Origin of the sequence: Pseudomonas sp. DP-17, assembly GCF_022380625.1 — a bacterium.
GTDB lineage: Bacteria > Pseudomonadota > Gammaproteobacteria > Pseudomonadales > Pseudomonadaceae > Pseudomonas > Pseudomonas nitroreducens_A.
Map to the genome: position 1 here is coordinate 365,874 of NZ_JAKSXG010000013.1, position 19,907 is coordinate 385,780.

Below are 19,907 nucleotides of genomic sequence, written 5' to 3' on the forward strand. Positions count from 1 at the left end.
ATACTCCGACCCAGCCGTTGATAACCGGATCACATTCATGAGCGACCTTGCACGCGCCCCATCCGACTCCTCGCAGGCCCCCGAGGTCATCCTGCAGCTGCTCGCCAAGTTGGGCATTCCCTCTCGCGAGGTCAGCGACGCCACCACCCTTCCGGCGGCGCGCCGGGTGCAGGCGAGCCTGCTGGAGGATGCCGTCGGCACCCTGCTGGTGCTGTTCCCGCAAAGCCAGTTGCTGGACCTGAACCGCCTGGCCGAACTCACCGGGCGCAAGCTGGTGGCGGTCAAGCCCGATCGCCTGGAGCGCATGCTCGGCAAGCACCAGCTCGGCCGTCTGCCGGCGCTGCCGCCGCTGACCAGCTCGCCCTGCCTGTATGACGAGCGCCTGCTGCAGGAATCCCAGCTGCTGATCGAGTCCGGCACGGCCGGCACGCTGCTGGAGATTCCCACCGCGTCCTTCCGCAGCCTGCTGGAGAAAGCCAGCGCAGCGCGCTTTGGCGTGGCATTGGAATCGATCCGACCGAACCTCGACCGCCCGGACGACGACCGCAAGGAAATCTCCCAGGCCGTGCAGGCCTTCACCGCCCGCCGCATCCAGCAGCGCCTCGAGGAAACCATCGAGATCCCGCCGCTGCCGGAAACCGCGCAGAAGATCATCAAGCTGCGTGTGGACCCCAACGCCACGGTGGACGACATCACAGGCGTGGTGGAAACCGACCCCGCGCTGGCGGCTCAGGTGGTCAGCTGGGCGGCATCGCCCTACTACGCCGCGCCCGGCAAGATTCGCTCGGTGGAAGATGCCATCGTCCGCGTACTGGGCTTCGACCTGGTGATCAACCTCGCCCTCGGCCTGGCCCTGGGCAAGACCCTGAGCCTGCCCAAGGACCAGCCGCAACACGCCACGCCCTACTGGCACCAGGCGATCTACACCGCCGCGGTGATCGAGGGCCTGACCCGCGCCGTGCCGCGCGCCGAGCGCCCGGAAGCTGGCCTGACCTATCTCGGCGGCCTGTTGCACAGCATCGGCTACCTGGTCCTGGCGCACATCTTCCCGCCGCACTTCTCGCTGATCTGCCGGCACCTGGAGGTGAACCCGCACGTCGAGCACAACCTCGTCGAGCAGCACCTGCTGGGCATCACCCGCGAGCAGATCGGCGCCTGGCTGATGCGCACCTGGGACATGCCGGAAGAGATCTACACCGCGCTGCGCTTCCAGCATGACCCGACCTACGCCGGCGACTGCTCGGCCTACGCCAACCTCGTGTGCCTGGCCACCCGCCTGCTGCGCAACCACGGCATCGGCAGCGGCCCCGAGACCGACATTCCGCAGGACCTGCTGGATCGCCTGGATATTCCGCGCGAGAAGGCCGAGGACGCTGTGCGCAAGGTACTCGACGCCGAAGCGGTGCTGCGCGAGCTGGCCAGCCAGTTCAATCCCGCGCACTGAAGCATCGCGATGGCCACACGAAAAAGGCCCCGTCAGGGGCCTTTTTTCCGTCCGCGAGAAACGCTCAGGCGGCTTTCTTGTCGCTGCCCGGCGCAGCCTTCTTCTTCGGCTTGAGGTACTTCACCAGGCCCTGGAACCAGATCACCAGGCCGGGGTTGCCCTGGATCTGGATGTCCTTGTTCTGGATACCCTGCATGAAGGCCAGCTGGGGGTTCTTCGAGGTCATGGTGGCGAAGCCGTAGGCGCCGTCCTTGAAGCCCAGCGCGAAGGCCGGCTGCGGATGGGTGCCGCGACGGGCGCTGACCTTGAGATCCTGGACGATGTAGTGGCGGGCGACCTTGCCGTCGAGGGTGTGGAGCTGGAACACCAGGTCCTTGCCTTCGAGCTGCTTCCGGAACGCCGGGTTTTCGCGGCTGGCCTTGGCCATCAGGCGACCGAGCATCCACAGGAGTAGACGGAATTTCATGCACAAACCTCGACGTTCGAGACAATAGTCTGCGCATTGTAGCCAGTTTAAAAACGGACTACATCCGGTCTTTTGGAGGGATTGTGTAACTGGAGGAGGCAACCCGGAGCCGCTCTGGCTCCGGGCCAAGAGCGATCAGTTGACCGCGTCTTTCAACGCCTTGCCCGGTTTGAATGCAACGGTGTTGCTGGCTTTGATCTTGACCGGCTGGCCAGTCTGGGGGTTCTTGCCAGTACGGGCGCCACGATGGCGCTGAACGAAGGTACCGAAACCGACAAGGGTAACGCTGTCCTTGCGGTTGAGCGCGCCAGTGATTTCATCCAGCAGCGCGTTCAGCACCTTGTTGGCTTGTTCTTTGGTGAGGTCGGCCTTCTCGGCGATCGCGGCGGCGAGTTCTGGTTTACGCATAAATGCCTCTTTGACGGTTTGTTGTTGTTGTGTCCGTGCTGTCTTCCCAACAGCGCCCAAGGCACCGCAGGCTTGCCGTACAGGCTCTAGGCTGCGGCAGACGGGGGGAGAATGGCACGCCGCCGGCTGGTACGCCAGTATCGTCTGACAATTTGCGGGCACTTTCCCAAGGCAAAAACGCCATTGGCGACGCCTGTCACGCCAGTAGAGCCGGCAACTCCTTGTTCAGCGAGAGTTTTTCGCTCACGGCGGCCCCAGTCAGGGCATATCCGAGCAATCGACCGGCGGTATCCCGGCACAGCACCTTGAGGTCCGGGCCAGAGCCTTCCACGTGCCATTCGCCCTCGCTGCCACGCGGCGGCGGCGACACCACCAGCGGGCACACCGGCGTCTTCACGGTCACCGGCATGGCGCCGTAGGTCACCGGCGTCGGCTTGCCGGCCAGGGTCTGCGCCAGCGCGCGGGCGCAGGACATCAGTGGCATCACGTAGAGCAGGTTGAGGCCATCGACCTCGGCGCAGTCGCCCAGGGCGTAGATGTTGTCGTGGGAGGTACGCAGCTCGCGGTTGACCATCACGCCGCGATTGATATCCAGGCCGGCGGCAGCGGCCAGGTCGATGCGCGGGCGCAGGCCGACGGCGGAGACGACCAGATCGCAGGGGATCACCTGGCCATCGGAGAGGTGCGCTTCCAGGCCGTCTGCGCCGCGCATCAGGCTGTTCAACACCGGGCCAAGGTGGAAGCGCACGCCCAGGCCTTCCAGTCCCTGCTGGACCGCCTGGGCGGCGGCCGGGTGGAGCAGGCCGGGCATGACCTGCTCGCACGGCGCCACCACGTCGAGCTGGTAGCCGCCGCTGGAGAGGTCGTTGGCGAACTCGCAGCCGATCAGGCCGGCGCCCAGCAGCAGCACGCGGCGCTTGCCGGCGGCGGCGCTGCGGAAGCGCGCGTAGTCTTCCAGGTCGTTGATCGGGAAGATCAGGTCCTGCGCATCGCCCTCGACCGGTACGCGGAGGGTCTCGGCGCCCCAGGCCAGCACCAGGTCGCGGTAGTGGATTTCTTCCTCGCCGATCCAGATGCGCCGGTGGCCGGGGTCGATGCCGGTGACACGGGTGTGGGTGAGGATGCGCGCCTTGAGCTGGTCGGCCATGGCGCCCGCTTCGGCCATAGCCAGGCCATCGGCGTCCTTGTCCTTGGAGAAACCGGTGGAGAGCATCGGCTTGGAGTAGGAGCGACCGTCGTCGGCAGTGATCAGCAGCAGCGGCGTCTCGCTGTCCAGCTTGCGCCACTCGCGGGCCAGGTTGTAGCCGGCCAGGCCAGTTCCGATGATCACCAGCGGTGCGTTGTCGCTCATTGCTCTCTCACCTCAAAACACGCCATTTCGTAAAGGCGGCAAGGCTGCCGCATGAATTCGTCGGGTCGGGTTCAGGAAATCTCGATCATCTCGAAGTCTGTTTTCCCGACGCCGCAATCCGGGCAGACCCAGTCCGCCGGGATGTCTTCCCAGCGCGTGCCGGGGGCGATGCCCTCGTCCGGCAGGCCCAGTGCCTCGTCGTAGATGAAGCCACAGACCACGCATTGCCATTTGCGCATCGGCCAAGCCCTCCTGCGATTTGCGCTGAAGCTAACGTATCGGCGCGCACCGGCCAACGGCGGGCGCGACGCCGGGCTCCGTCAGCAGGGCCAACCCGGCGCACTTGCAGTCTACCGTGTCAGGCGTCGGCCTGCCGGGTGCGCAAACGCCGACGGCGGCCCGAAGGCCGCCGTCGCGGGAACCCATCCTGTCGGGATCAGCCGATCTCGATCATCTCGAAATCCAGCTTGCCGACGCCGCAATCCGGGCACAGCCAGTCTTCCGGCACGTCTTCCCAGCGGGTACCGGCGGCGATGCCCTCTTCCGGCCAACCCTTGGTCTCGTCATAGATCAGGCCACAAACCACGCATTGCCACTTCTTCATCAGCTATCACCTTCAGGTTCTTGTCGCTTGGACGTCGGTGCATCCAATGTCCGGCTTTGTACTGGCGATGGGCTTGGCGCGCAAGTCCCTGGAAAAACCTCGGATGGCCGGCCAAACCTTTGGTGGGGTCTGGCGTAATGCACCCTTGCGGACAACGCAATCGGCCGCGCAAAGGCGCCGTGTTAAGCTGCCGCGTCCCTGGCCAACCGCAGTCCACGCCGTGCCCGAAGCCGCCCTGATCCACCCGCCCCGCTGGCTCACCGCCGCCCAGTTGCACCCCGCTCCCGCCGCCCAGGTGGTGGACTGGCTGTTCGACGAAGGCTCGCTAACGCGCCGGTTGACCGCGCTCTGCGCTGACCATTTCGCCGTGCAGCCGCTGGCCGAGGGCTGGCACCGCCTGCGCACCGACGAGTGCGCCGCGCTCGGCGTGCCGGACGGCAGCCAGGGCTGGGTGCGCGAGGTGTACCTCAAAGGCCACGACACGCCCTGGGTGTTTGCCCGCAGCGTGGCCGCGCGCTCGGCACTGGAAGGCTCCGGCTTCGACCTGCGGCTGCTCGGCACGCGCTCGCTGGGTGAGTTGCTGTTCAGCGACCGCGCCTTCCAGCGCGGCCCCATCAAGGTGTGCCGCTACCCGGCCGCCAGCCTGCCGGCCGAAGTGCGCGCCGAGCGCCTGTGGGGCCGCCGCTCCTGCTTCAGCCGCGACGGCCTGGGCGTACTGGTCGCCGAGGTTTTCCTGCCCTCCCTGTGGCGCCGCGTGGAACAACAGCCCGTATAATTCCCGGATCGTTTCCGGAGGCCACCATGTTCGTCGCCCTGATCAAACCCCTCGCCCGCCTGCATCCCCGCGCCTGGGACTTCATCCAGCTGACGCGCATGGACAAGCCTATCGGCATCTACCTGCTGCTCTGGCCGACGCTGTGGGCATTGTGGATGGCCAGCGGTGGCATACCCAGCGTGAAGAACCTGGTGATCTTCGTCGTCGGCACCGTGCTGATGCGCGCCGCCGGCTGCGTGATCAACGACTTCGCCGACCGCAAGCTCGACGGCCACGTCGAGCGCACCAAGGCACGCCCGCTGGCGACCGGCAGAATCACCGTACGCGAGGCCTGGATCGCCTTCTTCGTCCTGCTGGGGCTGAGCTTCCTGCTGGTGCTGTGCACCAACCAGCAGACGATCTGGCTGTCCTTCGGCGGCGCGGCGGTGGCGGCGCTTTACCCCTTCATGAAACGCTACACCTACTACCCGCAGGTGGTGCTGGGCGCGGCGTTCTCCTGGGGCATCCCGATGGCCTTCACCGCGGCCAGCGGCACCCTGCCGGCGGTGGCCTGGTTGCTGTTCTTCGCCAACGTGCTGTGGACGGTGGCGTACGACACCTACTACGCGATGACCGACCGTGAAGACGATCTGAAGATGGGCATGAAGTCCACGGCGATCCTCTTCGGCGACGCCGACCGGGTGATCAACCTGAGCCTGCAGGGTCTGATGCTCCTGCTGCTGATCCTGGCCGGCAACAAGCTGGCGATGCATCTCTATTACTACCTGGGCCTGGCCGTGGCGGCGGGCTGCTTCGCCTGGCAGTTCCATTCGACCCGTGACCGCGAGCCGATGAAGTGTTTCAAGGCCTTCCTGCACAACCACTGGGCGGGGCTGGCGATCTTCCTCGGCACCGTGCTGGATTTCGCCCTGCGCTGAAGCTGGACATGGCGTAGTAGCGGACTCCGTCCGCGATAGGTCCATACTGTGCCGGAGACCATCGCGGACACAGTCCGCTCCTACGCAGAGCCTCAGGGCTTGGCCATGTGCCAGACGCCCATCTTGCCTTCGCCGGCCATGTCGCCGGCTTTCTTGTCCTGCACGAAGGTGTAAAGCGGCTTGCCCTTGTAGGCCCACTGCACAGTGCCGTCATCGCGCTTGATCAGGGTCCACTCGCCCTTCGCCTTGGCATCGGCGGAAGCCATCAGCGGCGGCCAGTTCTGTGCACAGCCGCCGTTGCAGGCCGACTTGCCGCCGCCGTCCTTGTCGAAGGTGTAGAGCGTCATGCCCTTGGCATCGACCAGCATGCCGTTCTTCTCCATACCGGGCTCGGCGGCCAGGGCGGACATCGCCGGCAGCATCAGACCCAGTGCCAGGGCCGGGAATAGCAGTTTCATCAGGCTTCTCCTCTGGTGAGGTGGAAACGGCGCGAGCATCGGCGCAAAGGCCGGCGGGATTGCAGGCAGGGCCGGCCAGGGCGACATCGACAAGGCCCTCGCTACCGTCATCGCAAGGCTCCGGCAGGCTCGCTGCAGGGCACACCGCCGACAAGGCCGGAGGTTTTTTGTGTGCCGCGCAGGGATCGTGCGGCGCGCCTTTCAGCATAGACGAGCGCTCTGCGACAAGGCTCGGCTACCATCGCGGTGTCACATTCATGAAATATTTCCGTTATCTAATGCGGCGCATTACAGAAATTCTGAGGCCTCAGCATGGTTGGCAAGACAATCCTCATCGTCGATGACGAAGCTCCGATCCGGGAAATGATCGCCGTGGCCCTGGAGATGGCCGGCTACGAATGTCTGGAGGCCGACAGCGCCCAGCAGGCGCATGCGGTGATCGTCGATCGCAAGCCGGACCTGATCCTGCTCGACTGGATGCTGCCCGGCACCTCCGGCATCGAGCTGGCGCGCCGCCTCAAGCGCGACGAGCTGACCTCGGCCATCCCGATCATCATGCTCACTGCCAAGGGTGAAGAGGACAACAAGATCCAGGGTCTGGAAGTCGGTGCGGATGACTACATCACCAAGCCCTTCTCCCCGCGCGAACTGGTTGCCCGCCTGAAGGCCGTATTGCGCCGCACCGGCGCTGGCGACAGCGAGACGCCGATCGAAGTCGGCGGCCTGCTGCTCGACCCGATCAGCCACCGCGTCACCATCGACGGCAAGCCCGCCGAAATGGGCCCCACCGAATACCGCCTGCTGCAGTTCTTCATGACCCACCAGGAGCGTGCCTACACCCGCGGCCAGCTGCTGGACCAGGTCTGGGGCGGCAACGTCTACGTCGAGGAGCGCACCGTCGACGTGCATATCCGCCGGCTGCGCAAGGCCCTGGGCGAGGTCTACGAAAATCTGGTTCAGACCGTGCGCGGCACCGGGTATCGTTTCTCGACCAAAAGCTGACCCGGCTTCTCATCTGGCGGGCACAAGGAACGGAATGTCGTGACCCAGAACTGGAGTGGCGTGCTGATACGCCACCTGCTGCTGGTCGTAGCCGCGGGCGCGCTGCTCGGCCTGATCACCGGCCAGTACGGCTGGGCCATCGCCGTGGCGCTGGCCGCCTACCTAGGCTGGTCGACCTGGCAGCTGCTGCGCCTGCACAAGTGGCTGAAGAACCACCAGCCCGATGAGGCCCCGCCCGATGGCTACGGCCTGTGGGGCGAGGTATTCGACAGCATCTACCACCTGCAGCGGCGCAACCAGCGCGCCCGCGGGCGGCTGCAGGCGGTGATCGACCGCATGCAGGAATCCACCGCGGCGCTGCGCGACGGCATGATCCTGCTCGACCGCGACGGCAACCTGGAGTGGTGGAACCAGTCCGCCGAGCGCCTGCTGGGCCTCAAGAGCCCGCAGGACGGTGGCCAGCCGGTGACCAACCTGGTCCGCCATCCGCGCTTCAAGGAATACTTCGAGGGCGAGGACTACCGCGAGCCGCTGGAGCTCCCATCGCCGATCAACGACAACCTGCGCCTGCAGTTCCACATCACCCTCTACGGCGCCGGCGAGCACCTGATGCTGGTGCGCGACGTGACCCGCGTCCACCAGCTGGAACAGATGCGCAAGGACTTCGTCGCCAACGTCTCCCACGAGCTGCGCACGCCGCTGACGGTGATTGCCGGCTACCTGGAGACGCTGCTGGACAACGTCGACGACGTGAACCCGCGCTGGACCCGCGCGCTGCAGCAGATGCAGCAGCAGGCAGGGCGCATGCAGAACCTGCTCAACGACCTGCTCCTGCTGGCCAAGCTGGAAGCCACCGATTACCCGGCGGACAACAAGCCGGTGGCGGTGGACCTGATGCTGCTGTCGATCCGCAACGACGCCCAGGCACTGTCCGGCACGCGCGGCCACCGCATCAGCCTGGAAGCGGACTCGAAGGTGAAGCTCAAGGGCAGCGAGGCGGAACTGCGCAGCGCCTTCTCCAACCTGGTGTTCAACGCCGTGAAGTACACCCCCGACGAAGGCGAGATCCGCATCCGCTGGTGGGCGGACGAGCAAGGTGCGCACCTGGCCGTACAGGACAGCGGCATTGGCATCGACCCCAAGCACCTGCCGCGCCTGACCGAGCGCTTCTACCGCGTCGATTCCAGCCGCAACGCCAGCACCGGCGGTACCGGCCTGGGCCTGGCCATCGTCAAGCACGTGCTGCTGCGCCACCGTGGCACCCTGGACATCAGCAGCGTGCCGGGCAAGGGCAGCAGCTTCACCTGCCACTTCCCGCCGCAGCAGGTGGAGAGCCGCGCATAACGGCGGCTGACTTCGACTCTGGTATAGACGGGCTTGCCAGCCAGGCCCCGAGAACCGCATTCTTGTCCGTCCATTCTTGAACCAACAGAACCATGGACCCTTCCCCTAGTAGCAATTTCCTGACCTATTTCGCCGATTTCGGCCTGATCCTGTTCGCCCTGTTCCTCGTCGTGCTCAACGGTTTCTTCGTCGCCGCCGAGTTCGCCATGGTCAAGCTGCGTTCCACGCGCGTGGAGACCATCGCCAACCAGCACGGTTGGCGCGGCACCATCCTGCGCAAGGTGCACAACCAGCTCGACGCCTACCTCTCCGCCTGCCAGCTGGGCATCACCCTGGCCTCCCTGGGCCTGGGCTGGGTCGGCGAGCCAGCCTTCGCCGAACTGCTCGAACCGCTGTTGGCCATGGTCGGTGTGCACTCCGAGGAAGTCATCCGCGGCGTGTCGTTCTTTACTGCGTTCTTCATCATTTCCTACCTGCACATCGTAGTCGGCGAGCTGGCGCCCAAGTCCTGGGCCATCCGCAAGCCGGAGCTGCTGTCGCTGTGGACGGCGGTGCCGCTGTACCTGTTCTACTGGGCGATGTACCCGGCCATCTGGCTGCTCAACGCGAGTGCCAACACCATCCTGAAGTTCGCCGGGCAAGGCGAGCCGGGGCCGCACCACGAGCACCACTACAGCCGTGACGAGCTCAAGCTGATTCTGCACTCCAGCCGCGCCCACGACCCCAGCGACCAGGGCATGCGCGTGCTGGCTTCCGCGGTGGAGCTGGGCGAGCTGGAAGTGGTGGACTGGGCCAATTCCCGCGAAGACCTGGTCTACCTGGAGCGCAACGCGCCGCTGGACGACATCCTCGCCACCATTCGCCGCCACAAGTACAGCCGCTACCCCGTGTACGACAGCGAGAAGGGCGAGTTCATCGGCCTGCTGCACATCAAGGACCTGCTGCTGGCTCTGGCCACGCTGGACAGCCTGCCGGAGTCCTTCGACCTCGACGAACTGACCCATCCGCTGGAGAAGGTCACCAAGCACCTGCCGCTGGCGCGCCTGCTGGAACAGTTCCGCCAGGGCGGCTCGCACTTCGCGCTGGTGGAGGAAGCCGACCACAAGGTCGTCGGCTACCTGACCATGGAAGATGTGCTGGAAGTGCTGGTTGGCGATATCCAGGACGAACACCGCAAGGCCGAGCGCGGCATCGTGGCCTACCAGCCCGGCAAACTGCTGGTGCGCGGCGACACCCCGCTGTTCAAGCTGGAACGCCTGCTGGGGCTGGACCTGGACCATGTCGAGGCGGACACCCTTGCCGGCCTGGTCTACGACACCCTCAAGCGTGTGCCGGAAGAAGAGGAAGTACTGGATACCGAAGGCCTGCGCATCATCGTGAAGAAGATGAAGGGCCCGAAGATCGTCCTCGCCAAGGTGGTGAAGCTCGACTGAGCACTTCACCCCCTGAACGAAGAAGGCTGCCCTCGGGCAGCCTTTTTCTTGGGCTCTGAGTAGGAGCGAGCTTGCTCGCGAACAGTACTCGCCGATACGCCGGAGCCGGACGGGTTCGCGAGCAAGCGCGCCCCGACACGGACACCGCGCTGCGCTCAGTGCTCCCGGACCACCGCGAAATTCGGCAGCGTATCCACCGGCTGGGCGAAGTCGTAGGGAATCGAAACCAGGTCCAGGCCGACGTTGCGCTGCACCACGAAGTGCAGGTGCGGCCCGCTGCTGTTGCCGGTGTTGCCCGACTTTGCCAGCGGCGAGCCGGTGGCGACACGCTGCCCCTCTCGCACAAGCACCGAGCCGCGCATCAGGTGCAGGTAGACCCCCATGGTGCCGTCGTCATGCAAAACCCGCACGAAATTGCCGGACGGATTCTTGCCACGCCCGCTCTGGCCGTTCTCGATCTTCACCACGGTGCCGCCCCGCGCCGCAACGATGGGCGTGCCCACTGGCATGGCGATGTCCATGGCATAGCGGCCCTTGCGGGTGTAGTGACTGTAGCGGCCATTGGCGCCCTGGGTCAGGCGGAACGGGCCGCCTACCCACGGCAGGGCGTACTGGTAGGACAGCGGGGCCGGACGCGGATCACCCAGTGCATAGCGCAGCTTCGGCTTGTAGCGCAGCGGCTTGGCGGGATCGAGCGGCGTCAGCGTCGCCAGGCGGATCGAACTGCGCGGCGGCAGTACCCAACGGATCGGTCGTTCCGGCGCGCCCACGGCGTTCTGCGCGCCGCTCACGCTGAGCTCGACCTCCACTGGCGCATACAGGTCGTTGCGCACCTGCAGGGTCTCGCCGCCAGCGTGCTTCCTGGTCTCGAGCTTCACCTGTTCTTCCAGGTGCTCGACCATGCGGTCGCGGAAAACGAAGACAGCCGCACCCGCCACGGCCTTGTCCGTGTAGGTGACCACGCCGTTGGCGTCGGTGTACTTGTAGATGGTCACGGCCGAAGCCGTCCCGGATGCGGCCAGAAGACCGCACAGGAGGATACTGCGCCCTAGCATGTCGACTCTGGTTATAGGTATGGCGACGCAGGCAAGACTAGCAGCGTAGCCCTTGCGTCGCGACCTGCCGCCGGTCGGGGTGTGAAGCAGTACTACCCGGCGGCCGGTGCATTTTGTAACCGATCAGGCGCCGGGCACGTAGTGCTTCTGCGAGCTGCCTCGTGCGATCAGGCGCGACAGGTAGTCGAGCTTCTGCGGATCGCGGTCGACGAAGCGGAAGGTCAGCTGCAGCCACTCGCTGTCCGGCCTGGGCTCCAGGGCCGCCACGGCATGCAGGTAGCCGTTGAGGCGGGCAACGTCGCTGTCTTCCTCCAGATCGAGCACGGCGCTTTCCAGCACCTGCGGCAGCGGCGCGCCACGTTTCACCACCAGCAGCGCCTCCTTGAGGCTGAGGGCCTTGATCACGCAAGGCAGGCTGGCAGAAGGCAGGCGCAACTGACCTTGTTGGCCCTTGGCGCCACCGCGGGCGGCCGGAGCAGCGGCAGCCGCTGCCGGAGCCGCCGGACGCGGCGCAGCGGGTACGGCGGCGGGGCGGACCACCTCGGCCTTGCCACCGGTAAGGGCGGCCAGCGAGTCATTGGGCATGGAACCCACCAGGCTGCGCTGCGGAGCCTGGGCCGCCAGGGCCTCCAGCTTGCCGGCGCGCGACAGCGCCTTCTTCACCTTGCTCACCAACTGGTCGTTGGAGAACGGCTTGCCGATGAAGTCGGAGACGCCGGCCTGGATGGCCTGTACCACGTTGTCCTTGTCGCCGCGACTGGTGACCATGATGAAGGGCGTGGTCTTCAGGCTGTCCTGCTCGCGGCACCAGGTGAGCAGCTCGATGCCGGACATCTCGGGCATTTCCCAGTCGCAGAGGATCAGGTCCACGGCCTGGCGCGCGAGAAACTGCTGCGCCTTGCGGCCGTTGACCGCTTCTTCGATCTGCAGACCGGGGAAATGGTCCCGCAGCCCTTTCTTCACCAGGTCGCGGATGAACGGAGCGTCATCCACGACCAGTACACTGACCTTGCCCATCGGCATCTCCCGAAAACGATAGGGCGAAGGATAGCCTTGCCGGGTGGCTACATGCCATTGGTGAGGGACCGCTCGGCCATAAAATGACGAACCCGGCGCCAGGGCCGGGTCCGTTCTGGTACGGGCGTCAGGCTTATTCGGCCTTGTCGGCCTTGCCGGCGGTGCCCTGCACTTCTTCCTTCATGCGGGTCAGGCCGATGTGGCGGACGTCGGTGCCGCGCACCAGGTAGATCACCAGCTCGGCGATGTTGCGCGCGTGGTCGCCGATGCGCTCCAGCGAACGCAGGGCCCAGATGACGTTGAGCACGCGGGAGATGGCGCGCGGGTCTTCCATCATGTAGGTGACCAGCTCGCGCAGGGCGGTCTTGTATTCGCGGTCGACGGTCTTGTCGTACTGCGCGACCGATAGCGCAAGGTCGGCGTCGAAGCGGGCGAAGGCGTCCAGCGCCTCCTGCACCATCTTGCGCACCTGGTTGCCGATGTGGCGCACCTCGACGTAGCCGCGCGGCGACTCGCCTTCCTCGCACAGCTGAATGGCGCGGCGGGCAATCTTCGACGCCTCGTCACCAATGCGCTCCAGGTCGATCACCGACTTGGAGATGCTGATGATCAGGCGCAGGTCGGAGGCGGCCGGCTGGCGGCGGGCGAGGATGCGCAGGCATTCCTCGTCGATGTTGCGCTCCATCTGGTTGATCTGGTCGTCGATCTCGCGCACCTGCTGGGCCAGGCCCGAGTCGGCGTCGATCAGCGCGTTGACCGCGTCGTTGACCTGCTTCTCCACCAGGCCGCCCATGGCCAGCAGATGGCTGCGCACATCTTCCAGCTCGGCGTTGAACTGCTGCGAGATGTGGTGGGTGAGGCTTTCTTTGTTGATCATGTTCGCTCCGCGAAAGCCGCAGGCTCCGGGCCGCTGGCTTGTGATGTTCTCCGGGAAGTTCTACCGCGCACGCAAGCCCGCGAAACTAGCCGTAACGACCGGTGATGTAGTCTTCCGTCTGCTTCTTGGCCGGGTTGGTGAACAGGGTATCGGTATCGCCGAACTCGATCAGCTTGCCCATGTACATGAACGCCGTGTAGTCGGAGACGCGCGCGGCCTGCTGCATGTTGTGGGTCACGATGACGATGGTGAACTTGGATTTCAGCTCGTAGATCAGCTCTTCGATCTTCAGGGTGGAGATCGGATCCAGTGCCGAGCAGGGTTCGTCGAGCAGCAGGACTTCCGGCTCCACGGCGATGGTGCGGGCGATGACCAGGCGCTGCTGCTGGCCACCGGAGAGGCCGAGTGCGGATTCGTGCAGGCGGTCCTTCACCTCGTCCCACAGCGCGGCGCCCTTGAGCGCCCACTCGACGGCTTCGTCGAGCACACGCTTCTTGTTGATGCCCTGGATGCGCAGGCCGTACACCACGTTCTCGTAGATGCTCTTGGGGAACGGGTTGGGCTTCTGGAACACCATGCCGACGCGGCGGCGCAGTTCGGCGACGTCGACGTTCTTGGCGAAGATGTTATGGCCGTCGAGCAGGATCTCGCCCTTCACGTGGCAACCGTCGACCAGGTCGTTCATGCGGTTGAAGCAACGCAGCAGGGTGGACTTGCCGCAGCCGGACGGGCCGATGAAGGCGGTCACGCGCTGCTTGGGGATGTTCATGCTGACGTCGAACAATGCCTGCTTCTCGCCGTAGAACAGGCTCAGGCCGGGTACCTGGAGGGCGACGGTCTCGCTCTCCAGGTTCATGCCCTGGCGGTCGCCGCGGCCGAGCGCGCCGATGTCGATGCCGTGGGTTGCGGTTTCATGTTGCATGTTCAGTCTCCTTGGGAGGCTTGGCGGCGGGCACGGCCCGCCGCCGGCAGAATCAGTTTTCCAGCGCCTTGTACTTTTCGCGCAGGCGGTTACGGATGGCGATGGCCGAGAAGTTCAGCAGGGCGATGACCATCACCAGCAGCAGCGCGGTGGCGTACACCAGTGGGCGCGCGGCCTCGACGTTCGGGCTCTGGAAGCCGACGTCATAGATGTGGAAGCCCAGGTGCATGATCTTCTGGTCCAGGTGCACGTACGGGTAGTTGCCGTCCACCGGCAGCGCCGGAGCCAGCTTTACCACGCCCACCAGCATCAGCGGCGCCACTTCACCGGCGGCACGGGCCACGGCAAGGATCAGGCCGGTCATCATCGCCGGGCTGGCCATCGGCAGGACCACTTTCCACAGGGTCTCGGCCTTGGTCGCGCCCAGGGCGAGCGAGCCCTCGCGGGTGGCCCGCGGGATGCGCGCCAGGCCTTCCTCGGTGGCCACGATCACCACCGGCACCGCGAGGATGGCCAGAGTCAGCGAAGCCCAGAACAACCCCGGCGTGCCGAAGGTCGGCGCCGGCAGGGCTTCGGGGAAGAACATCCGGTCGAGCGAACCGCCCAGCACGTAGACGAAGAAGCCCAGGCCGAACACGCCGTAGACGATCGCCGGAACGCCCGCGAGGTTGTTCACCGCGATGCGGATGATGCGGGTCAGCAGACCCTGGCGGGCGTACTCGCGCAGGTAGACGGCGGCGATCACACCGAACGGGGTGACGATCACGGCCATCACCAGGGTCATCATCACGGTGCCGAAAATAGCCGGGAAGATGCCGCCTTCGGTGTTGGCCTCACGCGGGTCGTCGCTGAGGAATTCCCACAGCTTCTTGAAGTAGAAGCTCAGCTTGGTGGCCACGCCCATCTGGTTCGGCTGGTAGGCATGCACCAGCTTGCCGATGCTGATTTCAGTCTGCTGGCCGCTGGCATCGCGCATGACGATGCTGTCGCGGTTGAACTCCTGGTGCAGGGCGTTGAGCTGCTCTTCCAGCACCTTATACTGGGCGTTCAGCTCGGCGCGGCCGGCAGCGATGTCGGCCTCGGCGGTGGCATCCAGCTTGTTGTTCAACTGCAGGCCACGTTCCTTCAGGCGCAGGCGCTCCAGACCATGGTTGATGCCGCCGATGTCCTTCTTCTCCAGCTGGTAGAGCTTGGCGTAGAGCTCATCGACGCGCTTGAGGCGGGTCTGCAGCTCGGCCATGGCGCCCGGGCCTTCGGCGACCACCTTGCCGTTTTCCTTCACGCTCAGCAGGTAGCCATAGAAGTTGCCCCACTCGCGGCGCTCCAGGGTCACCAGGTCAGCCGGGTGGCGACGGTCGTTCAGCCACTCGCCGATCACCCAGGAGAAATCGCTGCCGTAGAGGTCGCGGTTGCCCAGCTTGAGCAGCTCGCGGGTCATGAACTCCGGGCCGTTGTCCGGCACCGGCAGGCCGGCGCCGCGCAGACGCTCGCGCGGCACCTGCTCGATCTGCACTTCTTCGCCGATCAGGGTCTTGGGTGCTTCACCGGGGACGGTGTAGGTCGCCTCGATCACGTCCGCCGGCCAGAAGTGGCCGAGACCGCGCACGGCGATCACGGCGAGCAGGCCGATGGTCATGATCACGGCGATGGATACCGCACCCGCGTTCATCCACACCCAGGGAGAACCGCTGGCAAACCACGCTTTGACGGATTCCTGTTTCTGTTTCACGGAACGTAGCCTCGTCGGGCGTCGCTTAGAGCGACGCGTATTTCTTGCGCAGGCGCTGACGGATCAGCTCTGCCAGGGTGTTCATCACGAAGGTGAAGGACAGCAGCACCAGTGCCGAGAGGAACAGCACGCGGTAGTGAGTCCCGCCCACCTCCGACTCGGGCATTTCCACCGCGACGTTCGCCGCAAGGGTGCGCATGCCCTGGAAGATGTTCACGTCCATGACCGGGGTGTTGCCGGTGGCCATCAGCACGATCATGGTCTCGCCCACCGCGCGGCCCATGCCGATCATCAGCGCGGAGAAGATGCCCGGGCTGGCGGTCAGGATCACCACGCGGGTCAGCGTCTGCCAGGGCGTCGCGCCCAGGGCCAGGGAGCCGTAGGTCAGGCTGCGCGGCACGCTGAAGATGGCGTCTTCGGCGATGGAGAAGATGTTCGGGATCACCGCGAAGCCCATGGCCAGACCCACAACCAGGGCGTTGCGCTGGTCGTAGGTGATGCCCAGGTCGTGGCTGATCCACAGGCGCATGTCGCCGCCGAAGAACATGGTCTCCAGGTGCGGGCTCATCCACAGGGCGAAGGCACCGGTGGCGAGGACCACGGGGATCAGGATCGCCGCTTCCCAGCCGGCCGGCAGGCTCAGGCGGATGCGTTCGGGCAGGCGGCTCCAGATCAGGCCGGCAGCGAGGATGCCCAGCGGGGTGAGCAGCAGCAGGCTGAAGATGCCCGGCAGGTGGCCTTCGACGTACGGCGCCAGGAACAGGCCGGCGAAGAAGCCGAGGATCACGGTCGGCAGCGCCTCCATCAGCTCGATCACCGGCTTGACCTTGCGGCGCATGCCCGGAGCCATGAAGTACGCGGTGTAGACGGCGGCGGCGATGGCCAGCGGCGCGGCGAGGATCATCGCGTAGAAGGCGGCCTTCAGGGTACCGAAGGTCAGCGGCGACAGGCTCAGCTTGGGTTCGAAGTCGGTGGTCGCAGCGGTGGACTGCCAGACGTAGCCCGGCTTGTCGTAGCTCTCGTACCAGACCTTGCCCCACAGCGCGCTCCAGGACACTTCCGGGTGCGGGTTGCTGAGGCTGAAGCGGCGAAGCTCGCCACCCTGCTCGAGGATCAGGCGGTTGGCGCGCGGCGACAGGGCCATCGGGCCGGAGGACGGTGCGACGTTCTCCACCAGCAGCGTGCGGTGCGCGGTGCTGTGGAAGACGCCCAGGTTGCCCTGCTTGTCGAGGGCCAGGAAGCCCTTGCGGCGCTGCTCCGGCGCGATGCTGGTGATCGGCTGGTCGCCCAGCTTGAAGTCACGCACGTGGGACAGGCGCGGTTCGCCATCTTCGCCACGGGCCATGAACCACTGGCCGATGCCGCCCTTGGAATCGCCGACCATCAGCGAGATACCACCCAGCAGCTGGCTGCTGGCGGTCACTTCGGCGGAGGCGTCATCCAGCAGCTTGTAGCGGCCGTTGAGCTGGTGGCTGTTGAGGTCGAACACGTCGGCCTGGGCGCGGCCATTGAGCACATAGAGCCACTGCTTGCGCGGGTCCATGTAGATGGCCTTCACCGGCTCGGCGATCTGCGGCAGGTTGATGCGCTCTTCCTGCAGGGTACTCTCGCCGGTCAGCATGTTTTCCTGCTGGGTCAGCCCAAGCAGCAGCATCTCGCTGCCGGTGGATGCGGCGAGCAACAGGCTGTCATCACCCGAGACAATCGCCACGTGCTCCAGCGGGCGCCCCTGGGGATCCAGGTTCATCGGCGCTTCACCGTAGGGATAGTCGATGTGCGGCGTGATGGTCTTCTTGTTGTCCGGATAGGTGACCTGGTAGTTGTGCTTGAACACCAGCACCTGGCCGTTGGACAGGCCCAGCGCCACGGTCGGATGACCCGGCTGGTCCTCGGCAATGGAGGTGACGCTGGCGCCGGCGGGCAGCTTCAGCGCAACGCGCTGCATCTCGTCGCCTTTCTTGGCGTCGAAGAACACCACTTCGCCGTTGGCGGCGACGCGCATACCCACCATGTTCTGCTCTTCGATGCTCAGCAGCAGCGGCGCCTGGGCCGTCTTCAGCCAGGCGGGCGCCAGGGGATCGCGGGTCTCCAGTTCGGCGCCGCGGAACAACGGCAACACGACGTAGGCGAGGTAGAAGAAAATCAGGGTAATGGCCGCCAGCACGGCGAGACCGCCGACCAGGACGTACCAACGGGTCAGTCGATCCTTGAGCGCGCGAATACGGCGCTTGCGCTGCAGGGCAGGCGTATTGAAATCGATCCGCTCGGGGAGAGAAGAAGTCATCGGGGAGTTGGCCATGTCGTTCATGGGGTGACACCCTAGCGGCTCTGTATGACAGAAAGATGACATGGAAGTGACGCGACAAAGCCCACCAGCAGAGCCATGCTGGCGGGCCCGGTCGAGTAAGCGTCAGCCCATGCCGGGCGGCGGTTTCCGCCCGGTTGGAGGGCTGATTACAGACCCAGATCCTTGATCGCTTTTTCGGCGACTTTGGACGGCAGCGGGATGTAGCCGTCTTTCACGACAACCTGCTGGCCGGTCTTGGAGAGCACCATCTTCAGGAACTGTGCTTCCAGCGGGTTCAGCGGCTTGTTCGGCGCCTTGTTGACGTAGACGTAGAGGAAGCGCGACAGCGGGTAAGTGCCGTTCAGGGCATTCGCCTCGTTGTCTTCGATGAACTCGCCGCCTTCTTTCTTGGCCAGGGCAACGGTCTTCACGCTAGCGGTCTTGTAACCGATGCCGGAGTAGCCAACGCCGTTCAGGGACTGGCTGACCGACTGAACCACGGAAGCCGAACCCGGCTGCTCGTTCACGTTCGGCTTGTAGTCGCCTTTGCACAGGGCTTCTTCCTTGAAGTAGCCGTAGGTGCCGGACACGGAGTTACGGCCGAACAGCTGGACGGGCTTGTTGGCCCAGTCGCCGGTCAGGCCCAGGTCACCCCAGGTCTTCACGTCCGACTTGCCGCCGCACAGGCGGGTGGAGGAGAAGATGGCGTCGACCTGTTGCATGGTCAGGCCTTTGATGGGGTTGTCCTTGTGCACGAAGATCGCCAGGGCGTCCACGGCAACCGGAACAGCGGTCGGCTTGTAGCCGTACTTCTGTTCGAAGGCCTGCAGCTCGACGTCCTTCATCTTGCGGCTCATCGGGCCGAGGTTCGCTGTGCCTTCGGTCAGAGCCGGCGGCGCGGTGGAGGAGCCGGCGGCCTGGATCTGCACGTTCACGTTCGGGTACAGACGCTTGTACTCTTCCGCCCACATGGTCATCAGGTTGGCCAGAGTGTCGGAACCGACGCTCGACAGGTTACCCGACACACCGCTGGCTTTCTGGTATTCCGGCAGGGCCGGATCGATCGCGGCTACCGCACTGGCGGTGCCTACGCCTGCAGCGACAAAAGTCAGGGCCGCCATCAAACGCTTGAGTTTCATGCCTTGCTCCTTGAGGAGAATGGGGTTGGATGGAACGGGGGCCAGTATCGTCAGGCCGCATGAAGACTCTATGACGCGAATGTGACAGTTGGATGAAATGCCATCAGTGAGACAGCAGGCGTTTTGTAACAGGAGCGCCGCTACCCGCAGGAGAGGAAAAGAAGGGCTGAAATGGCCGTTCTAGAGAGGCCATGAGCGCTGCTCTCAGCTCAGCCAGCGAACGTTTGCGGCGCGCAGCGCGCCTCAACCCGCCATGATCATGGCCACGAGGAAGCAGCCCATGCACACCAGGTACGGCAGCAGGAGCCATTTGTAGATGCCGTGCCGGCGCCCGAGAAAGAAGCCGAATCCCGGGATGATCAAGGCGAGAATCGCAGCTGGCCCAGCTCGTTTAACAAGCAGGCCGAAGGCAAGCAACTGACCGACGCTGAGGCTCAGGACGCCGAGCAGGATGAAGGTAGAGATCAACGTTTCCACGTCGAGCGGCGTCCTTTTTTCGCGCCATAAAAGCAAAACCCCCGGCCAGCGAAGCTGACCAGGGGTCTTGGGATAGGAGCTTGACGATGACCTACTCTCACATGGAGAAACTCCACACTACCATCGGCGATGCGTCGTTTCACTACTGAGTTCGGGATGGGATCAGGTGGTTCCAACGCTCTATGGTCGTCAAGCAATTCTT

20 protein-coding genes and 1 rRNA gene are annotated in these 19,907 nt (G+C 65.1%); 6 read left to right on the forward strand and 15 right to left on the reverse strand.

The annotated features are described in order from the left end of the window. Positions 1-37 precede the first annotated feature (37 nt). Complete coding sequence (locus MJ122_RS21965) at positions 38-1,444, forward strand: aminoacyl-tRNA deacylase and HDOD domain-containing protein (protein ID WP_088419853.1); 1,407 nt, start codon at positions 38-40, stop codon at positions 1,442-1,444. A 64-nt stretch (positions 1,445-1,508) separates the two neighbouring features. Here MJ122_RS21965 and MJ122_RS21970 read toward each other — a convergent pair whose 3' ends face one another. From MJ122_RS21970 to MJ122_RS21990, 5 genes are all read right to left on the reverse strand, one after another. Beyond that, positions 1,509-1,910, reverse strand: a complete 402-nt coding sequence (locus MJ122_RS21970; protein WP_088419851.1) for a helicase — start codon at positions 1,908-1,910, stop codon at positions 1,509-1,511. A gap of 135 nt (positions 1,911-2,045) precedes the next feature. After that, a complete protein-coding gene (locus MJ122_RS21975; protein WP_017520695.1) occupies positions 2,046-2,318 on the reverse strand; it encodes an HU family DNA-binding protein in 273 nt (90 codons plus the stop codon). Between the two features lie 196 nt (positions 2,319-2,514). Then, positions 2,515-3,669, reverse strand: coding sequence for an FAD-dependent oxidoreductase (locus MJ122_RS21980; RefSeq protein WP_239746028.1), 1,155 nt, complete (start codon positions 3,667-3,669; stop codon positions 2,515-2,517). Positions 3,670-3,740: 71 nt separating this feature from the next. Continuing rightward, entirely contained in the window at positions 3,741-3,908 is a 168-nt protein-coding gene (locus MJ122_RS21985) for a rubredoxin (protein ID WP_088419847.1), read from the reverse strand. Between the two features lie 197 nt (positions 3,909-4,105). Further along, positions 4,106-4,273: a rubredoxin gene (locus MJ122_RS21990; RefSeq protein WP_015479573.1), complete on the reverse strand. Its 168-nt coding sequence runs from the start codon at positions 4,271-4,273 to the stop codon at positions 4,106-4,108. A gap of 235 nt (positions 4,274-4,508) precedes the next feature. Between MJ122_RS21990 and MJ122_RS21995 the strand changes: the two genes are divergently transcribed. Together MJ122_RS21995 and ubiA are read left to right on the forward strand one after the other, a co-directional pair. Next, positions 4,509-5,048, forward strand: a complete 540-nt coding sequence (locus MJ122_RS21995; protein WP_239746039.1) for a chorismate lyase — start codon at positions 4,509-4,511, stop codon at positions 5,046-5,048. A 26-nt stretch (positions 5,049-5,074) separates the two neighbouring features. Continuing rightward, positions 5,075-5,965 (forward strand): 4-hydroxybenzoate octaprenyltransferase, encoded by an 891-nt coding sequence (ubiA, locus tag MJ122_RS22000; protein WP_239746029.1) that lies wholly within the window; start codon positions 5,075-5,077, stop codon positions 5,963-5,965. 92 nt (positions 5,966-6,057) lie between these two features. Here the strand turns inward: ubiA and MJ122_RS22005 are convergent, their stop codons facing one another. After that, entirely contained in the window at positions 6,058-6,423 is a 366-nt protein-coding gene (locus MJ122_RS22005) for a hypothetical protein (protein ID WP_088419841.1), read from the reverse strand. Between the two features lie 312 nt (positions 6,424-6,735). Here MJ122_RS22005 and phoB point away from each other — a divergent pair, with 312 nt between their 5' ends. The 3 genes from phoB (at position 6,736) to MJ122_RS22020 (ending at position 10,202) form a co-directional block, all read left to right on the forward strand. Continuing rightward, positions 6,736-7,425: a phosphate regulon transcriptional regulator PhoB gene (gene phoB, locus MJ122_RS22010; RefSeq protein WP_017520689.1), complete on the forward strand. Its 690-nt coding sequence runs from the start codon at positions 6,736-6,738 to the stop codon at positions 7,423-7,425. A 39-nt stretch (positions 7,426-7,464) separates the two neighbouring features. Next, positions 7,465-8,769, forward strand: coding sequence for a phosphate regulon sensor histidine kinase PhoR (gene phoR / locus MJ122_RS22015; RefSeq protein WP_088419839.1), 1,305 nt, complete (start codon positions 7,465-7,467; stop codon positions 8,767-8,769). Between the two features lie 92 nt (positions 8,770-8,861). Beyond that, positions 8,862-10,202: a hemolysin family protein gene (locus MJ122_RS22020; protein WP_017520687.1), complete on the forward strand. Its 1,341-nt coding sequence runs from the start codon at positions 8,862-8,864 to the stop codon at positions 10,200-10,202. A gap of 155 nt (positions 10,203-10,357) precedes the next feature. On the opposite strand, the gene MJ122_RS22025 is transcribed toward MJ122_RS22020, so the two are convergent. The 9 genes from MJ122_RS22025 to rrf all read right to left on the reverse strand — a co-directional run bounded on the left by MJ122_RS22025 (position 10,358) and on the right by rrf (position 19,899). Continuing rightward, positions 10,358-11,257, reverse strand: a complete 900-nt coding sequence (locus MJ122_RS22025; RefSeq protein WP_026079232.1) for a M23 family metallopeptidase — start codon at positions 11,255-11,257, stop codon at positions 10,358-10,360. A 123-nt stretch (positions 11,258-11,380) separates the two neighbouring features. Further along, a complete protein-coding gene (locus MJ122_RS22030; RefSeq protein WP_239746030.1) occupies positions 11,381-12,274 on the reverse strand; it encodes a response regulator in 894 nt (297 codons plus the stop codon). 133 nt (positions 12,275-12,407) lie between these two features. Beyond that, on the reverse strand, positions 12,408-13,151 hold the full coding sequence (gene phoU / locus MJ122_RS22035; RefSeq protein ID WP_045217747.1) for a phosphate signaling complex protein PhoU: 744 nt from the start codon (positions 13,149-13,151) through the stop codon (positions 12,408-12,410). 85 nt (positions 13,152-13,236) lie between these two features. Continuing rightward, complete coding sequence (gene pstB, locus MJ122_RS22040) at positions 13,237-14,073, reverse strand: phosphate ABC transporter ATP-binding protein PstB (RefSeq protein ID WP_017520683.1); 837 nt, start codon at positions 14,071-14,073, stop codon at positions 13,237-13,239. Between the two features lie 52 nt (positions 14,074-14,125). Beyond that, positions 14,126-15,802 (reverse strand): phosphate ABC transporter permease PstA, encoded by a 1,677-nt coding sequence (gene pstA / locus MJ122_RS22045; protein WP_239746031.1) that lies wholly within the window; start codon positions 15,800-15,802, stop codon positions 14,126-14,128. Between the two features lie 25 nt (positions 15,803-15,827). Next, positions 15,828-17,861: an ABC transporter permease subunit gene (locus MJ122_RS22050; RefSeq protein ID WP_239746040.1), complete on the reverse strand. Its 2,034-nt coding sequence runs from the start codon at positions 17,859-17,861 to the stop codon at positions 15,828-15,830. Between the two features lie 395 nt (positions 17,862-18,256). Continuing rightward, on the reverse strand, positions 18,257-19,228 hold the full coding sequence (pstS, locus tag MJ122_RS22055; protein ID WP_017520680.1) for a phosphate ABC transporter substrate-binding protein PstS: 972 nt from the start codon (positions 19,226-19,228) through the stop codon (positions 18,257-18,259). A gap of 243 nt (positions 19,229-19,471) precedes the next feature. Beyond that, on the reverse strand, positions 19,472-19,705 hold the full coding sequence (locus MJ122_RS22060) for a hypothetical protein (RefSeq protein WP_239746032.1): 234 nt from the start codon (positions 19,703-19,705) through the stop codon (positions 19,472-19,474). Between the two features lie 78 nt (positions 19,706-19,783). Next, positions 19,784-19,899 (reverse strand): 5S ribosomal RNA (gene rrf, locus MJ122_RS22065). Positions 19,900-19,907 lie beyond the last annotated feature (8 nt).